The sequence below is a fragment of the Rhodomicrobium udaipurense JA643 genome (genome assembly GCF_000636015.1).
Taxonomy (GTDB): Bacteria; Pseudomonadota; Alphaproteobacteria; order Rhizobiales; family Rhodomicrobiaceae; genus Rhodomicrobium; species Rhodomicrobium udaipurense.
Map to the genome: position 1 here is coordinate 21,164 of NZ_JFZJ01000009.1, position 12,701 is coordinate 33,864.

12 protein-coding genes are annotated in these 12,701 nt (G+C 61.5%); 6 read left to right on the plus strand and 6 right to left on the minus strand.

The window, feature by feature from the left end:
• Positions 1-5: 5 nt before the first annotated feature.
• Complete coding sequence (locus tag T281_RS02785; RefSeq protein ID WP_013418033.1) at positions 6-485, minus strand: Hsp20 family protein; 480 nt, start codon at positions 483-485, stop codon at positions 6-8.
• Between the two features lie 176 nt (positions 486-661).
• On the opposite strand from T281_RS02785, the gene T281_RS02790 reads away from it, so the two are divergent.
• A complete protein-coding gene (locus T281_RS02790; RefSeq protein WP_037233780.1) occupies positions 662-1,672 on the plus strand; it encodes an alpha/beta fold hydrolase in 1,011 nt (336 codons plus the stop codon).
• Positions 1,673-1,735: 63 nt separating this feature from the next.
• Positions 1,736-2,197, plus strand: coding sequence for a cupin domain-containing protein (locus tag T281_RS02795; protein ID WP_037233783.1), 462 nt, complete (start codon positions 1,736-1,738; stop codon positions 2,195-2,197).
• A gap of 76 nt (positions 2,198-2,273) precedes the next feature.
• Here the strand turns inward: T281_RS02795 and lon are convergent, their stop codons facing one another.
• The 4 genes from lon to tig form a co-directional block, all read right to left on the minus strand.
• Positions 2,274-4,712 (minus strand): endopeptidase La, encoded by a 2,439-nt coding sequence (gene lon / locus T281_RS02800; protein ID WP_037233785.1) that lies wholly within the window; start codon positions 4,710-4,712, stop codon positions 2,274-2,276.
• Positions 4,713-4,968: 256 nt separating this feature from the next.
• Positions 4,969-6,237 carry an ATP-dependent Clp protease ATP-binding subunit ClpX gene (gene clpX / locus T281_RS02805; RefSeq protein ID WP_013418028.1) on the minus strand — a complete coding sequence of 423 codons (1,269 nt, stop codon included), beginning with the start codon at positions 6,235-6,237 and terminating at the stop codon, positions 4,969-4,971.
• A 279-nt stretch (positions 6,238-6,516) separates the two neighbouring features.
• Positions 6,517-7,161, minus strand: coding sequence for an ATP-dependent Clp protease proteolytic subunit (locus T281_RS02810; RefSeq protein WP_037233787.1), 645 nt, complete (start codon positions 7,159-7,161; stop codon positions 6,517-6,519).
• 255 nt (positions 7,162-7,416) lie between these two features.
• Positions 7,417-8,871: a trigger factor gene (gene tig / locus T281_RS02815; protein ID WP_037233789.1), complete on the minus strand. Its 1,455-nt coding sequence runs from the start codon at positions 8,869-8,871 to the stop codon at positions 7,417-7,419.
• A 266-nt stretch (positions 8,872-9,137) separates the two neighbouring features.
• On the opposite strand from tig, the gene T281_RS02820 reads away from it, so the two are divergent.
• Entirely contained in the window at positions 9,138-10,094 is a 957-nt protein-coding gene (locus T281_RS02820) for an oxygenase MpaB family protein (protein ID WP_081796548.1), read from the plus strand.
• Positions 10,095-10,260: 166 nt separating this feature from the next.
• Here the strand turns inward: T281_RS02820 and T281_RS17350 are convergent, their stop codons facing one another.
• Complete coding sequence (locus T281_RS17350) at positions 10,261-10,950, minus strand: TetR/AcrR family transcriptional regulator (protein ID WP_052036949.1); 690 nt, start codon at positions 10,948-10,950, stop codon at positions 10,261-10,263.
• A gap of 235 nt (positions 10,951-11,185) precedes the next feature.
• Between T281_RS17350 and T281_RS02830 the strand changes: the two genes are divergently transcribed.
• The 3 genes from T281_RS02830 to T281_RS02840 all read left to right on the plus strand — a co-directional run bounded on the left by T281_RS02830 (position 11,186) and on the right by T281_RS02840 (position 12,564).
• Positions 11,186-11,743, plus strand: coding sequence for an NAD(P)H-dependent oxidoreductase (locus tag T281_RS02830; protein WP_037233791.1), 558 nt, complete (start codon positions 11,186-11,188; stop codon positions 11,741-11,743).
• Between the two features lie 63 nt (positions 11,744-11,806).
• Positions 11,807-12,235, plus strand: a complete 429-nt coding sequence (locus T281_RS02835) for a DMT family transporter (RefSeq protein WP_037233792.1) — start codon at positions 11,807-11,809, stop codon at positions 12,233-12,235.
• Entirely contained in the window at positions 12,232-12,564 is a 333-nt protein-coding gene (locus T281_RS02840; protein WP_037233803.1) for an EamA family transporter, read from the plus strand. The genes T281_RS02835 and T281_RS02840 overlap by 4 nt, the downstream gene beginning before the upstream one ends.
• Positions 12,565-12,701 lie beyond the last annotated feature (137 nt).

The window sequence follows — 12,701 nt, forward strand, 5'->3', positions numbered from 1 at the left end:
CTGCGTTACGCAGCCGCCTCGACCTTCGAGGCCGCGTCACCTTCGATCACGCGCGGCTGGGGAGCGCCCTTCGTGATCTGGATCGTGCGCGGCTTCATGGCCTCGGGCAGTTCGCGCTTCAGATCGACGTGCAGAAGCCCGTTCTCAAGCGCGGCGGCGGACACCTCTACGTAATCGGCGAGCCGGAAACGGCGCTCGAAATTACGCGCGGCGATGCCCTGATGAATGTAGGCGCGAGCGGCGGGTTCACCCTTCTTTTCGCCGCGTATGGTAAGAGTGCCCTCCTTCACGTCGATGGAGAGATCATTCTCGCCAAAACCGGCGACGGCCATGGTAACGCGATAGACATTCTCGCCCAGGCGTTCGATGTTGTAGGGCGGGAAGCCGCTTTCGCTTTCGAGGCCAGAGAGCTGGTCAAGCACATTGGCGAGGTGATCGAAGCCGATCGCGGACTTATACAGGGGAGAGAGATCAAGACGACGCATGTGTGTTCTCCTTATCAAGCGAGAAGTTTCCTCCGCCTTAAAGGCCGGAGCGTATGTTTGCAGCCGACTGGCCTGCACCCATAAATTTATTTCGGACATCTTCGCTGTCAAGGGGTGCTTGAGCAGCGCTATGCGTATGCGATAGAGTTTTTCACAGACAGCGAGGACAGCTCGATATGGCCTTTCAGGGGGCTTCACCGGCGGCCGAATTGATCGGCATCACCCGCAATCCCGTGCCGGGCGGCGCCATATGCGGCACCTTCGCCTCGCGCGACGGCTTGCAAATTCGCTATGCCCGATGGGACACGACCGCCGCCCGGCGCATCGGGACGGTCTGCCTTTTCCACGGGCGCACTGAGTTCATCGAGAAATATTTCGAGACCATCGGCGATCTGCGTCGCAGGGGCTTCGCCGTCGCGACCATGGACTGGCGCGGGCAGGGCGGCTCCTCGCGCATGCTGAAAAATCGCTCCAAGGGCCACGCCGAGAACTTCGCGCAATTCGACGACGACGTTCGCCGCTTCATGTCGGGCATCGTGTTGCCGGACTGTCCGCCGCCCTATTACTGCCTCGCGCACTCGATGGGCGGTCATCTCGTGCTACGTCTCGCGCAAACGAAGGTTTGCTGGTGGGATCGCATCGTGCTCACCGCGCCGATGATCGATTTCGCGCAGACCGAGAAGCGTAAGGGGGTCATCGGCCTGGGTGCCGAAGTGCTGACGCTGCTTGGCTTTGGCGACAGTTTCATTCCGGGCGGCAAGGCTCAGCTTTGGGAGCGCGCGCCGTTCGACGGCAATCCTCTGACTTCGGATCGGCTGCGATACGAGCGCGCGCAGGACGTGCTTCGCGCGTCGCCGGGTCTCGGCATCGGCGCGCCGACTATCGGCTGGGTACAGGCAGCCTGCGCCTCCATCGCGACGCTCGCCTCGACGGCATTCATGGATAGCATCCGCGTGCCGACCCTGATTGTCGCGGCGAGCAACGATCAAATCGTGTCCAACGCTGCAATGGAGCGTTTCGCGAGCCGCGTGAAGAACTGCCGCCTCATCGTCGTTTCCGGCGCGCGCCACGAGATCCTCATGGAGCGCGACCAGCTCCGCGACCAGTTCTGGGCCGCGTTCGACGCCTATGTTCCGGGCTCGACGCTGCTGCCGCGACGGCTGGAGCAGCCCGAAATCGCGCTTTGAGCGCCCGATTGCACACGCGGCGAAAGTGACCGGGCGTCGAGATGCTTCCGATAGAGGGGTCCGATGAAGACTGTTCAAGCCGATTTTCGCGATCCGACGCTTACGGCCGATCAAGCTCGCGCGGCGCTGGATCTGAAGCCGCACCCCGAGGGCGGCCACTATCGCGAGTTGTGGCGGGATGCGCCGCTGGATGGTGAGCGCGGGGCTGCGAGCGCGATCCTGTTTTTGCTGGCGGCGGGCGAGCGCTCGCACTGGCATCGCGTCGATGCGGCGGAGATCTGGATCTGGCAGGCGGGCGCGCCGCTGGCGCTCGGCATTGCTCATGCGGATGGCAGGCGCGAGACGCTCACTCTCGGCCCGAACGCGGGCGGCGGCGAAGCGTTTCAGGGTGTCGTGCCGGCATTCGCATGGCAGGAGGCTGTCAGCCTCGGCGCGTGGACGCTCGTGAGTTGCATCGTGGCGCCGGCGTTCCGCTTCGCAGGCTTCGAACTCGCATCGCCGGGATGGTCGCCGGACGCGGCATGAACCGACGACTCGACGAAAGAAAAGGACGAGGCGGCGGCCTCGTCCTTCGCACTTTAACTATTTAGCCAGCCCCGGCTTAATGCGGGAGGCCGCTGCCATCCGCCACCGACGGCTGGCCGATCTCCTTCATCTTCGCCGCAGCGAGCGCCGCCGCCTCGTCCCATTCGATGGGATCGAGCTTGCGGGTGAGCGCAATCGCCAGCACTTCGTCCATCCGCGCGACCGGAATAATTTCAAGCCCGTTCTTCACATTGTCGGGGATTTCCGCGAGGTCTTTCGCGTTTTCCTCCGGTATGATGACGCGCTTGATGCCGCCGCGAAGTGCCGCGAGCAGCTTCTCCTTGAGGCCGCCGATGGGCAGCACGCGACCGCGCAACGTGATCTCGCCCGTCATGGCAACGTCGCGGCGAACCGGGACGCTCGTCAGGATGGACACGATGGCCGTGACCATCGCAACGCCCGCCGAGGGGCCGTCCTTTGGCGTTGCGCCTTCCGGTACGTGCACGTGGATATCGCGCTTGTCGAAAAGCGGCGGCTCGATGCCGAAGGCGATGCAACGGCTGCGGACATACGCGTTCGCGGCCTGGATCGACTCCTTCATCACGTCGCGCAGGTTGCCGGTGACGGTCATGCGGCCCTTGCCGGGCATCATGACGCCTTCGACCGTGAGCAATTCGCCGCCGACTTCCGTCCAGGCAAGGCCCGTAACGACGCCGACCTGATCCTCCAGCTCGGCCTCGCCATAGCGGTATTTCTGCACACCAAGAAAGTCGCGCAAGTTTTCGAGGGTGACATTCACCTTGACCTGCTTGCCGCTTTCGATCTGCTTCACGGCCTTACGCGCAAGCTTGGCGATCTCGCGTTCGAGACTGCGCACGCCAGCTTCGCGGGTGTAGCGGCGGATGATCTCCACAATGGCTTCGTCGTCAACCGACCACTCGCCCGGCTGAAGGCCGTGAGCCTCCATCTGCCCACGCAGAAGATGGCGCTTCGTGATTTCAAGCTTTTCGCTTTCCGTGTAGCCCGCGAGCCGGATGATCTCCATACGGTCGCGCAGCGCCGGCGGAATATCGAGCGTATTCGCCGTCGTCACGAACATCACGTTCGACAGGTCGTAATCGACTTCGAGGTAATGATCGTTGAACTCGTGGTTCTGCTCCGGGTCGAGCACCTCCAGCAGCGCCGACGCCGGATCGCCGCGGAAGTCCATGCCCATCTTGTCGATTTCGTCGAGAAGGAAGAGCGGGTTGGTCTTCTTCGCCTTGCGCATCGACTGGATGACCTTGCCGGGCATCGAGCCGATATAGGTGCGCCGATGGCCGCGGATCTCCGCCTCATCGCGAACGCCGCCAAGCGACATGCGCACGAATTCGCGGCCAGTCGCCTTCGCGATGGACTTGCCGAGCGAGGTCTTGCCGACGCCCGGAGGGCCGACGAGGCACAGGATCGGGCCTTTCAGCATGTTCGTGCGCTTCTGAACCGCGAGATATTCGACGATGCGTTCCTTCACGCGCTCAAGGCCGTAATGATCCTCATCTAGCACGGCTTGTGCCTCGTCGAGATCTTTCTTGACCTTGCCCTTCACGCCCCACGGGATCGACAGCAGCCAGTCGAGGTAGTTGCGCACCACCGTCGCTTCGGCCGACATCGGGCTCATCTGCTTGAGCTTCTTAAGCTCGGCGATGGCCTTGTCCTTGGCTTCCTTCGACAGCTTGGTGTTCTCGATCTTCTCCTCGAACTCGGATATATCGTCACGCTCGTCGGAATCGCCGAGTTCCTTCTGAATGGCCTTCATCTGCTCATTCAGATAATACTCGCGCTGGGTCTTCTCCATCTGGCGCTTCACGCGGCTGCGAATCTTGCGCTCGACCTGAAGCACGGAGATTTCGCTCTCCATGAGCGTGAAGACGCGTTCCAGCCTTTCCGAAACGGACAGAAGCTCAAGGATTTCCTGCTTGTCGCCAATCTTGATGGCGAGGTGCGAGGCAATCGTGTCGGCGAGCTTCGAATAGTCTTCGATCTGGCTGAGCGTGCTCAAGACCTCTGGCGAGATCTTCTTGTTGAGTTTGACGTAATTCTCGAACTGGCTGATAGCGGAACGCGCAAACGCCTCGATCTCGTCCTGGTTGCCGAGCGTCTCTTCGATGCGTTCGACTTCCGCCTCGAAATAGTTGTCGTTCGGAACAAAACCCTTGATGCGGGCGCGCGTCGTCCCTTCGACCAGAACCTTCACGGTTCCATCCGGCAGCTTCAGCAGCTGCAACACGGTGGCGAGCATGCCCATCGTGTAGATGGCGTCGGGCTCTGGATCGTCGTCGCCCGCGTTCTTCTGCGCGGCAAGCAGGATCTGCCGGTCCGTCCGCATCACCTCGTCGAGGGCGTTGATGGATTTCTCACGCCCTACGAACAACGGCACGATCATGTATGGGAAAACGACGATATCCCGAAGCGGAAGCACGGGAAAGATCTCGCCCTGGCCCGGCGCCGTGGGATGGTCCGAAGTTGGATTCGTCATGTCGCTCTCCTCAATCCGACAGCGCAAAGGCCCGCTGTCATCATCCTGTAGCAGCCGGGTATCCCGGCCTTGTGACCGCCACCCGCGTCTTACCGCCGCTCATCCGACAGTACATGCCGCATAAGCCGTCAGTCCAGAGCGCAGTTATCAAGACGTTAATCGCCGCAATTGAGGCAGCGCCGCAGACGGCGCTGCCTGTGCTTGGTGGGGTCCGATGAAAAATTCTTTGGGACAGGTTTGCGATTAACAAACCGTGTCATCCGGCACTCGTCGATTCATCTAGTCGCTCGGCGTAGATCCGCAAGGGCTTGGCGTTCCCTTCGATCACTTCCGGGCTGATCACGACTTCCTCGACACCCTTCAGGCTCGGAAGCTCGAACATGCTGTCGAGCAGGATCGCTTCCATGATCGACCGGAGGCCGCGGGCGCCAGTCTTGCGCTCGATGGCCTTGCGGGCGACGGATTTGAGCGCTTCGTTGGACAGCGTGAGCTGCACGCCTTCCATGTCGAAGAGCCGCTGATACTGCTTCACGAGCGCGTTCTTGGGCTCGGAAAGGATTTTCACGAGCGCCACTTCGTCGAGATCTTCGAGCGTTGCGAGAACGGGCAGACGGCCGATGAATTCCGGTATGAGGCCGAACCTCAGCAGGTCTTCCGGCTCCACGCCGCGCAAAATCTCGCCGGTGCGCCGGTCGTCCTCGGAAGTCACCTTCGCGCCGAAACCGATCGAACTCGATTTGCCACGCTGGGCGATGATCTTTTCGAGGCCGGAGAACGCGCCGCCGCAGATGAACAGGATGTTCGTCGTATCGACTTGCAGGAACTCCTGCTGCGGGTGCTTGCGACCGCCTTGCGGGGGAACGCTTGCAACCGTGCCTTCCATGATCTTGAGCAGCGCCTGCTGAACGCCCTCGCCCGACACGTCGCGCGTGATGGACGGGTTGTCCGACTTGCGACTGATCTTGTCGACTTCGTCGATATAGACGATGCCGCGCTGCGCCCGGTCGACATTGTAATCCGCCGCCTGAAGCAGTTTCAAAATGATGTTTTCGACATCCTCGCCGACATAGCCCGCCTCGGTCAGAGTCGTGGCATCGGCCATCGTGAAGGGCACGTCGAGGATGCGCGCGAGCGTTTGCGCGAGCAAAGTCTTGCCGCAACCGGTCGGACCGATCAGCAGAATGTTCGACTTCGCCAGCTCCACGTCGTTGTTCTTCGCGGAGTGGTTGATGCGCTTGTAATGGTTATGGACAGCGACCGAAAGAACGCGCTTCGCATAGTCCTGCCCAATCACGTAGTCGTCGAGGACCGTGCAAATTTCCTGAGGTGTCGGCACGCCGTCACGGGACTTCACGTAGGAGTTCTTGTTCTCCTCGCGAATAATATCCATGCAGAGTTCGACGCACTCGTCGCAAATGAACACCGTAGGCCCTGCAATAAGCTTGCGGACTTCGTGCTGGCTCTTGCCGCAGAACGAGCAGTAGAGCGTATTCTTGGAGTCGTGACCCCTGCTTTCTTTCGTCATTGACCTACCTTAGCACCCACATGCCCGAATGTGGCGATGGATTGTGCCTGACTGATGACGTGAACAACCGGAGTTCCCGATTTATTCCGCACCCGCAAAGCCCCCAAATCCGCCGCCCTCCTTGCATGCTTCCCCACAGTCTTACGGCTTCTGGGGAGATTGTCCATAGCTTCGATTCGCAACTCGCCCGAAGGCCGTCTGGCACGTTGGACTGCTTATGCTTTCCAGTCCGTTAAAGATCCTGCCCGGATCTGACGTGCCCGTGAAGCTCTAGGTCGGTCACGAACGTCCCGGATTTCCTGCCTCTTCGGCAACCGCCCGCTTCGTCAGAACGTCATCGATAATGCCGAACGCTTTCGCCTGCTCCGGAGACATGAAGTGGTCACGGTCCAGGGTGCGTTCAATAACTTCGTATGGCTGCCCTGTGTGCTTGACATAGATTTCATTAAGCCGCCGCTTCGTTTTCAGGATGTCCTCGGCGTGCCGCTCGATGTCGCTCGCCTGCCCCTGGAAACCGGCCGACGGCTGGTGCACCATCACGCGAGCGTTCGGCAGCGCCCAGCGCATGCCCGGCTCGCCCGCCGCGAGAAGCAGAGAACCCATCGAAGCCGCCTGACCGACGCAAAGCGTGGAGACCGGCGGGCGGATGAATTGCATCGTGTCGTACATCGCGAGGCCGGAGGTCACGTGGCCGCCGGGCGAGTTGATGTAGATGTTGATCTCCTTCTTCGGATTCTCGGATTCGAGAAACAGAAGCTGCGCGATCACCAGCGAGGCCATGTTGTCCTCGACGACGCCGGTCAGGAAGATGATGCGCTCTTTCAGGAGGCGCGAATAGATGTCGAAAGCGCGCTCGCCGCGATTGGTCTGCTCTACGACCATGGGAACGAGCTGGCTGGTATAGAATTCAACGGGATCGCGCATGGGCTTACTCCAGGCCGTGAGGAGCCGAGGAAGGCTTCGTTCTGAGGAAAGCCCGCAGCACGTGTGGCGCGGGCGCGACCGAAGCCGGTGGCTTGTGAATTTGAGGCGGCACACGAGGCGCCGCCGTCATAGATGGGATGATTTGAGCGCTAGCGCAACCGGTCGGTAGCGCTAGCGTCCATTCGAAGCCGATCCCGTGTGAACACGAACGCGATCCATCTCGCATCATCCGCGCGTAAACTTGCGCGGCCCTGCTCAGCCGTGCTTGTGCCCGGCGTGATCGTGGTCATGGTCGTGATCGCAATCGGGACCGTGCACGTGCTCGTGTTCCTCTTCGATACCGCCGTCGAACAGCGATTGCTCGCGCTCAAGCTCCGCCAGCGACTTCATCAAATCTTCTGGAGAAACCTTGTTCTCTTCCGTCTTCACGAGTTCGAGCACGAAGGTGATCACCTTGTCCTCGTAGACCGGCGCACGCAGTTCGTTGAGCGCCTGCGGGTTCTTGCGATAGAACTCGATGACCTCGCGCTCCTGTCCGGGGAACTGGCGCGCGCGGTCGATCATGGCGCGGCGAAGTTCGTCATCGAGAATCTTGATCTCGTTCTGATTGCCGATCTCGGAGAGCACGAGACCGAGACGCACGCGGCGCTCGGCGAGCTTCTGATATTCGGCGCGCGCCTTTTCTTCGGTCGAGCCTTCGTCCTCGAAGGTCTTCTTCGCCTGTTCGAGCTGACGGGTGATGCCGCGCCAGATGCCGTCGAACTCGCTCGTCACGAGCGAGGGCGGCAACTCGACCGCATGACGCTCATCAAGCGCGTCGAGCAGCGCCTTCTTGAGCTTCGCGCGCGAGGCGTCATCAAGCTCCTTGCGAAGCTGGCCACGCACCGCGTCTTCGAGCTTCGCGAAGGACTCAAGCCCCAGCGTTTTGGCGAATTCGTCGTCCGCCTTCGCGTCAACAGGCTTCGAGACGTCTTTCACGGTCACATCGAAGACCGCGTCCTTGCCCGCGAGATGCGGCGCCTGATAGTCCTCGGGGAACGTCACCTTGACGTCGCGCTGATCGTCCTTCTTCGCGCCGATCAGGCCATCCTCGAAGCCCGGAATGAACCGGCCGGAACCGAGCACGAGGAATGCATCCTCGGCAGCGCCGCCCTCGAAGGGTTCGCCGTCGATGCTGCCCTTGAAGTCGATGGTGAGTCGGTCGCCAGCTTCGGCCGCGCCTTCCTTCGTCTCATAGGCCACGTTTGCCTTGAGAAGGCGATCGATCGCGCCCTTGACGTCCTCTTCCTTGGGATCGGCGACGTCCTTCGTCAGCGTAATCGCCTTGAGGTCCGTCAGTTCGATCTTCGGCAGCACCTCGAACGCCATCGTATATTCGAGGTCGCCCGTGCCATCGAGCATGCGCTCAATGACGTCCTTGTCTTCCGGCAGCTTGATGTCCGGTTGGAAGGCGGGCCGCTCCTTGCGCTCCTCAAGCACCTTCATGCTCGATTCGCCCACGGTCTCCTCCAGCACTTCGGCCAGGACCGACCTGCCGTAAAGCTGACGCACATGCGCCATCGGTACCTTGCCGGGGCGGAAGCCGTTGAGCTTCACCTTCGTCGTCAGGTCTGCGAGCTTCGATTCGACCTTCACCTTCAGATCGGCGGCGGGTACGACGACCTTCAATTGGCGTTTCAGCCCGTCTGAAACAGTCTCTGTAACTTGCATTGTCCGGAATCTCGTTGGCCGTTGTTCGGCGAAGTTTTTCGAAGCAACGGGAATCGTTGCCGCGGGCGCATTCGCCCCGCATCTAGACGTGTGAAATTGCATATCGCAGCCCAATCCACAAGGGCTGCATCAATCACCCGTGGAAAAAACCACAACGTTCGGTCACACTTGAACATGCCCGAAGGCATCCTTGCTCGGACCTCTTTCGACCTGAAGGTGTTGTCTGGCGGCGATTTCGAGCTGAAACTCAAGAGCCGGGAGCATCCTTGTCGGGACCAGAAGCCGCAACGGCGCAGACATTTTTCCACGGTGCGCTCGCAAGACGCCTCGACCGGGCGAGCCGTGCGCTCCTCGAACCCGAAGACGGGCGCGCAGTGGATTTCCGGCGACCGGCGGGCGAGGCGGCGCTGGGCCAGCCGACGCAAGTCTCGTGGCGCATCTTCAAGAACCCGCTCACCGTCTTCATCGGCGGCATGGCGGCGGTGATCCTCGAACTCGCGGAACCGCGCGTGCGCACCGGCGTGTGGGAGCACACATCCTTCCGCAAACAGCCGCTGCGACGCCTGCGCCGTACCGGGCTCGCCGCGATGATGACGGTCTACGGGCCGGCAGGCGTCGCGCAGGCGATGATCGCGGGCGTTCGCCGCATGCACGCCCGCGTGCAAGGCACGACGCCCGACGGCGAGCCGTACAGCGCCGACGACCCGGAGCTTCTGAACTGGGTGCAGGCGACAGCCGCATATGGCTTCCTGCAAGCCTATCACGCTTATGCCGCGCCCCTCTCGCAGGCCGACCGCGACCGCTATTACCGCGAGGGCGAAACCGCCGCGAGCCTCTACGGAGCGACACAGTCCCCACGTTCCGAGGCCGACCTCGACGCGGCGTTCGCGGCCATGCTGCCGCGCCTCGAACCGTCGCCGATCATCTTCGAGTTTCTCGATATCATGCGCACAACCCGCATCGTGCCGCCGGTGTCACGCATGCTCACGCCAGCCGCATATCTGGCGCAGCCGATGTTCGTGCGCGCGGCGGTGAGCCTTACGCCGCCCGAGATCCGCGAACGCCTTGGCCTCGGCGCATCATACGGACTGCGGCCCTTTGAACGCGCGCTCCTTCGGCAGGGCGGCGCGCTCGCGGATCGAATCGTGCTTCATTCGAGCCCGGCCGTGCAATCGTGCCAGCGCCTCGGCCTGCCCGCCGACTTCCTCTATGCGTCGCGCTAGTGCTCTGGCGCATATTTTTGGTCCACGTTGTTGCTCGCTCTCCAGCAAAAATATGCGCCTCAACGAGCACAGCGAACCAATTGATTTTAGTGCAGTTTCAAATTTTACATTTGATGACGGTGCCACCAGCGGGCGTGAATCAAATGCAAAATTCACTGCACTAGCGTCAGGCTGCTTCGAGGAACGAGGGCAATTCCACATCCGGCAGCGGCTTCGCCATCACCTCAAGGATGGTCGCCTCGGGCACGCCCAGAACGGAAAGCGCCGTGCTGATGATCCGGTCGGCGTAATCGTCGTCCACCTCACCCGAAACGAGCTTCAGCGTCGCCAGCAGCAGGAGGCCCGCTACGGTTTCGCGCGCCATATCGACATCGGCATGCTTGAACACGCCCTCTTCGACGCCCGCCGCCACGGCCCGCCGGATGAGATCCGCGATACCGAACCGGAAGTCGTTGCCCGCAAGCACCGCGCGGATCATGAACCAGCCCCACATGCGGTCGGTCCTCGCCACGCGAAGCCAGACGCGCACATCGTTGGCGAACGCTTCGACGCGATTGCTTGTGAGGCCGTCGAGGCTTTCATACATACCCTTGGTATGCAGGCGAAACGCCTCGATGGCCGCGCTGACGATGGCTTCCTTGGAGGGAAAATGATTGTAAAAGGAGCCGTAGCCGACGTCTGCCCGCGCGGTGATGTCCTGAATGACAAGGCCTTCGAGGCCGCGCTCCGCGACGATTTCGTATGTGGCCCGCATGAGTTTGCGACGCGTGTCCTCCCTGCGCCGGTCGGTCCGGCTCTTGAGAAGGCGACGGCCCGAAGCGTTTTCTTCAAGGGCGGGCAGTGCAGACTTGACCAATATCAATGCTCCTTTGACTAAAGTTTATGGGACACGACTCTGAGACTTTTTTATGAACCGCGTGCGCGGGGTTGGAGTGCGGCCCTTCGCGTGACATGCTCGCGCCTCTAGGCCTAGGCGGCGAGGCGAAATTGGCGCGCATCGCGTTATCAGAAAACCGCGTACAATGCAGGCGCGATGATGCGCCCGCAGACCATTGGCGGCGAACACCTTTCCAGCTCCGGAGATATGAGACGTGCTTAGAATCGTCGGTGTAACGGGAAGCGTGTCCTCACCCTCACGGACGCGCGCCGTCGTCGAGGCGACGCTCGCCCGCATCGGCGATGCGCCCGACGTCGAGCGAACCCTCATCGATATCGCGGAGCTTCTGCCCTGGCTCGCCATTCGCTGCCGCGACGAGGCGTCACCGCCGATCCTCCACGCGCTCGACGCCATCGAGAGCGCTGACCTGCTCATCGTCGGCACACCCGTCTACAAGGGCTCATATACGGGGATGCTGAAGCATCTCTTCGACCTTCTCAATTACCCTGCCCTGTTCAAGACCCCCGTCGGCCTCATCGCGGTCGGTGGTAGCGACCGGCACGCGCTCGTGATCGAGCATGAACTTCGCCCGCTGTTCGGGTTCTTCGGCGCCAAAACGCTGCCCACCGGCATCTTTTTGTCGGACAAGACCATCGAAGGCGGCCGCGTCACCGACGATGCGGCGAACGCGCGCCTCGACCATCTCGTGGGCGAAGCGGTGCACGAACTCGAACTCGTCCGCCTGAGAAAAGCCAAGGCGTCCACAAATTAACGAGTCGTCCTCAAAAAGCCCCGAAGATAATGGACGGCAAGCGTCCATTATCCGAGGAACGTCATGGTCATAAACGGCAGGCTTAGGTGGAAGCTCCTCATCGGGCTCATCGCCGCAATCGCCTTCGACACGATGCTTCAGATCGTGTGGAAGACCGCGGTCGTCGACACGCCCGAAGTGAACCTCTCCGTGTCGTCGTCGTTCGCGGCTTTTGTTGCAAATCCGCTGTTTCTCGGCGTCATCGCCATCATGACGCTGCAATTCTTCAATTGGCTCATGGTGCTGGGTGAGGCCGATCTCTCATACGCGAAGCCCATCGCCTCGCTGAGTTTCGCTTCGGTGCCGATCATGTCCGTTCTGCTCCTGCATGAAAACTTCGATGCGGTGGAAGTGGCGGGCGTCATCTGCGTCATCGCGGGCGTCTTCTTCATCAGCCAGACAAAGCCGCTCACAAGCGCGACGAAACTCAAATCCCGGCCCGAAGCATCATGAACGGCACCACACTCGGCATCCTGCTCGTCGTCCTCTGCGCCCTTCTCGAAGGCATCGGACAGGTGTTCCTCAAGAAGTCCACCATGACGAAAGTGCGCTGGTTCATGTGGATCTCGGCCGGCGTGATCGCGCTCGCCGCCGAGGCGCTGATCTACACCGAGGCGCTGAAACTGCTCGATGTGAGCGTCGCCTTCACGATATGCAGTCTGAACCTCATCGCCATCACCATCCTCTCGCGGTTCATCCTTCGCGAAGAAGTCACGCGGACCCGCTGGATCGGCGTCGGCCTGATCTTCGTCGGCGCGGCGCTGGTCATGACGCGCGCCTGACGCTCCGGCGCAGACGTGAGCGCACACCTTAGCGTCGTGCCGCGTCTGCCTGGGGCGCGCGGCGTTTGGACCGTGAATGCCGGTTCGCGAGAAGACGCAAGCCCTGGATTGTCGTTCGGAACGAAGCTCGAAGGCGA

What these genes read in the sequence shown, in the direction of transcription:
- T281_RS02785 (WP_013418033.1), bottom strand. Translation starts at nt 485, where the DNA reads ATGCGTCGTCTTGATCTCTCTCCCCTGTATAAGTCCGCGATCGGCTTC.
- clpX (WP_013418028.1), bottom strand. Translation starts at nt 6,237, where the DNA reads ATGACGAAAGAAAGCAGGGGTCACGACTCCAAGAATACGCTCTACTGC.
- T281_RS02840 (WP_037233803.1), top strand. Translation starts at nt 12,232, where the DNA reads ATGAACGGCACCACACTCGGCATCCTGCTCGTCGTCCTCTGCGCCCTT.
- T281_RS02810 (WP_037233787.1), bottom strand. Translation starts at nt 7,161, where the DNA reads ATGCGCGATCCCGTTGAATTCTATACCAGCCAGCTCGTTCCCATGGTC.
- tig (WP_037233789.1), bottom strand. Translation starts at nt 8,871, where the DNA reads ATGCAAGTTACAGAGACTGTTTCAGACGGGCTGAAACGCCAATTGAAG.
- T281_RS02795 (WP_037233783.1), top strand. Translation starts at nt 1,736, where the DNA reads ATGAAGACTGTTCAAGCCGATTTTCGCGATCCGACGCTTACGGCCGAT.
- T281_RS02790 (WP_037233780.1), top strand. Translation starts at nt 662, where the DNA reads ATGGCCTTTCAGGGGGCTTCACCGGCGGCCGAATTGATCGGCATCACC.
- T281_RS02835 (WP_037233792.1), top strand. Translation starts at nt 11,807, where the DNA reads ATGGTCATAAACGGCAGGCTTAGGTGGAAGCTCCTCATCGGGCTCATC.
- lon (WP_037233785.1), bottom strand. Translation starts at nt 4,712, where the DNA reads ATGACGAATCCAACTTCGGACCATCCCACGGCGCCGGGCCAGGGCGAG.